The organism is Halalkalibacterium halodurans (assembly GCF_004376175.1).
Taxonomy (GTDB): domain Bacteria; phylum Bacillota; class Bacilli; order Bacillales; family Bacillaceae_D; genus Halalkalibacterium; species Halalkalibacterium halodurans.
This window is the reverse complement of sequence record NZ_SNUY01000127.1, coordinates 1-3,318: the sequence shown is the minus strand read 5'-3', so window position 1 is coordinate 3,318 and position 3,318 is coordinate 1. Positions and strand designations below refer to the sequence as shown.

At 42.0% G+C, this 3,318-nt stretch carries 4 protein-coding genes; all 4 read right to left on the bottom strand.

Features of this window, described 5'->3' with window-relative positions:
• Positions 1-846: IS256 family transposase (locus E2L07_RS20255; RefSeq protein ID WP_134230407.1), on the bottom strand; the 846-nt coding region annotated here is incomplete at its 3' end.
• Positions 847-1,071: 225 nt separating this feature from the next.
• Positions 1,072-1,215 carry a hypothetical protein gene (locus E2L07_RS21005; protein WP_010897991.1) on the bottom strand — a complete coding sequence of 48 codons (144 nt, stop codon included), beginning with the start codon at positions 1,213-1,215 and terminating at the stop codon, positions 1,072-1,074.
• Positions 1,216-1,232: 17 nt separating this feature from the next.
• Positions 1,233-2,369, bottom strand: a complete 1,137-nt coding sequence (locus E2L07_RS20250) for a zinc-dependent alcohol dehydrogenase (protein ID WP_010897990.1) — start codon at positions 2,367-2,369, stop codon at positions 1,233-1,235.
• 127 nt (positions 2,370-2,496) lie between these two features.
• Positions 2,497-3,168 (bottom strand): O-methyltransferase, encoded by a 672-nt coding sequence (locus E2L07_RS20245; protein ID WP_134230507.1) that lies wholly within the window; start codon positions 3,166-3,168, stop codon positions 2,497-2,499.
• Positions 3,169-3,318 lie beyond the last annotated feature (150 nt).

Here is a 3,318-nt window from a genome sequence, read left to right as displayed (position 1 = left end):
ATAGAATTGTTCTTCAGCCTGTGAGTGAGTGAAGGACCGGTAGATTGCCTTCAGATCTTCAGCGACTTCTTCTCGATCCTTCTTACGCACACGATTTAAGGTGTGTCGTACTTTGTGTACCACACAACGCTGGACATCTGCTTTCGGATAAAGGCTTTTAAAAGCTTCTTCTAAGCCAGGAAGTCCATCAAATACACCGAGTAAGACTTCCTTCAGCCCACGTTGATAGAGGTCTTGAAGCATCTCTTGCCAACCAAGAGCACTCTCTTGACCACCAATGTAGAAACCTAACAGTTCACGATATCCTTCTACAGTGACTCCAATGGCAAAGTAAATCACTTCGTTCGCCACGGTGTCACGGCGGAGTTTGATATACATGCCATCCAGATATAGCACAGAATAGCGTGGGTGTAATTCGCGTTGCTGCCACGCCTGGATATCTTCCATGGCCACTTCCGTGATATTACTGATGGTCGTGGCAGAGTAAGAAGAACCGAGAATGCGTTCAATGAACTTCCCTACTTCACGGGTACTCATGCCACTTTGATACATCTTGATAATGGTTTCCTCAAGCCATCCATCTCGACGTTGGTAAGGAGCAAAGAGCTGAGTTTGAAATTCACCTCGGCGATCTCGTGGTACTGATAATTCTTCGATTTTGCCGTATCTCGTGTCTAATGAACGTTTATAATATCCATTTTTGCTGTTTGGATGATTAGGTCTTTCAACTTTCAAGTAGTTATCCAGTTCTGCTTTCATGATGATTTCAAGTCTTTCTTGAATAAATGATTTTATGATTTCTTCCAGTTGATTTGTGAAGTCGGATTTGTTTATACTTGATGACATAGGTAGGGATTACTCCTCTCTTATGGAATCTCGACAATTCCGAGGATACCCTACCTATTTTTATGTTTTCAAGGGCTTACACAAAATATTTTACGTCATCATTTTTCGTCTGTTTTCAATCAATTTTTAAAATTTATTGATAAATTTTATCTATCTTGTCTTACATACGGGGTTTATTCAGCGCACAAAGAAGCCATTGCCGGTCATATGGGCAATGGCAAACGTTTATTCTTTAATCCCTTCGAGCCATTCATCATAGCATTCTTTACACATTGGTTTCTCTTCAATGTCTTGCTCCCATTTAAAGGGGACATGGTAAACCATCCCTTCCCCGATTGCATCTTGGCAATAAAAGCATTGTTGCATCATGTGTCTGACCCTCTCCGTTATGGCTTTAAAACCACTTTTATACAGTCATCTTGTTTTGCATCAAAAATGTCGTACCCATGCTCTGCCAACTCTAAAGGTAAGCGATGTGTAATCAGATCGGTCGGATCAAATACCTCGTCCTTAATCATTTGATATAGGGTCGGCATGTAGTGAATGATCGGTGCTTGCCCCATTTTCAATGTAATATTGCGCGCAAAAAAATCCCCTAGCGGAAACGCATTATACCGCGTCCCATAAACACCAACGATACTGACCGTTCCACCTTTACGAACGGCTTGGCTCGCAATATTGATTGGACCTAATGTTCCTCCTTGTAGCTTTAACGCTGTTTCCACCATTTCTACTGCTGACTTTTTCCCGTCCATCCCAACACAATCAATGACAGAATCGGCTCCCCCCTTGGTTATTTCCTTAATATGGGTTCCTACATCATCGATGGTTGAAAAATCGAGCACTTCCACCTGATTTGTTTGCTTGGCGTGGGTAAGTCGATATTGAACATAATCAACAGCAATAACCCGCTCGGCACCTTTCAGCCATGCAAATTTTTGTGCTAATAGTCCAACAGGTCCGCAGCCTAACACAACAACGGTATCCCCTTTTTTTACTTCGGCTTGCTCAACACCCCAATAAGCTGTCGGAATGATATCGGATAAAAACAGTAGCTTTTCGTCTTCCATTTCCGCATCTTCCGGTACGACGAAAGGGGTGAAATTACCATACGGAACCCGTAATAGCTCGGCTTGTCCACCTGGATAACCACCAAAAGTACCTGAGTAACCAAAATATGCACCGGCTTGCCCATTCGGATTAGAATTATCACATTGACTTTCTAGATCGTGCGTACAATAATAGCATTTCCCACACGCAATATTAAACGGTACGATGACGCGATCGCCTTTCTTTACCTTTGTCACGTCAGGCCCTACTTCTTCCACGATTCCCATCGGCTCATGGCCGATAATATACCCTTTAGGAAAGTTAGGGATCATGCCATGAACGAGGTGAAGATCCGATCCACAGATAGCTGTGCTTGTAATCCTTACGAGCACATCATCCTTTTTCTCCAGCTTGGGGTCTGGTACTTCTTTTACTTTTACATCTTTTATTCCTTGATAGGTGACGGCTTTCATGCAATGACTCCTTTTAAGTGGTTTCACCTATAATGTCAGACTTTACTGGGGAAAATATAACTGAGGGTTATTACCAACTACCTAACAAAAAAAGCAGGCCTTAATAGACCTGCAAAGAAAGTAAGTTCTATTTTTTAACAACTCCGACAACGAATCCATCGTAGCCCTTTATTCCAACCGTTTGGATGGCGGTCGATTCAATGCGAGGTTCTTCAGACAGTAAATGAATAAACTGGCGAATTCCTTTGATAGATGGATCATCACTTTCTTTGTTCAACACGTTACCATTGCGAACAACATTATCACCGACGATAAGTGTACCAGGCGTTGACAGCTTAAGGGCCCATTCTAAATAGTGAGGATTGTTCGGTTTATCAGCATCGATGAAAATCATATCGAAACTGGAAAACCCTTTATCCTTTAACGTAGGCAATGTTTCAAGCGCCGATCCAATGATCACATCAATTTTGCCATCGACTCCTGCTTTTTTCATGTTGCTTTGAGCTATGGCTGCATGCTTTTCGCTAAATTCCAATGTCACGAGACGACCATCATCAGGTAATGCTCGCGCCATCCAAATGCTACTGTAGCCTCCAAGGGTACCAATTTCTAAAATCGTTTTTACTCCTTTTAGCTTTGCGAGCAAATAAAGGAATTTTCCTTGATTTGGCGCGACATCGATTGGTGGTAGCTCCGCCTTTTCATTTGCTTCTAAAACCCAATCCATCACTGGATCAAAGGCATGAAGCTTCTCGCTAAAATATTGATCTAGCGCTTCCCACGTTTCACGTTCTTCCATACATATCCCCCCTGTCAAAACTTCGTATTGTCAAAACTTTATATAAAAATAGGCTATTAAATCCTATATTAGAGGGCTTTATAAGCAAAAAAATTGCCACTCCCTGATTTCTGTAGATAATTGAGGTTACCAAACACCCAATTCCAGAAA

What these genes read in the sequence shown, in the direction of transcription:
- E2L07_RS21005 (WP_010897991.1), bottom strand. Translation starts at nt 1,215, where the DNA reads ATGATGCAACAATGCTTTTATTGCCAAGATGCAATCGGGGAAGGGATG.
- E2L07_RS20250 (WP_010897990.1), bottom strand. Translation starts at nt 2,369, where the DNA reads ATGAAAGCCGTCACCTATCAAGGAATAAAAGATGTAAAAGTAAAAGAA.
- E2L07_RS20245 (WP_134230507.1), bottom strand. Translation starts at nt 3,168, where the DNA reads ATGGAAGAACGTGAAACGTGGGAAGCGCTAGATCAATATTTTAGCGAG.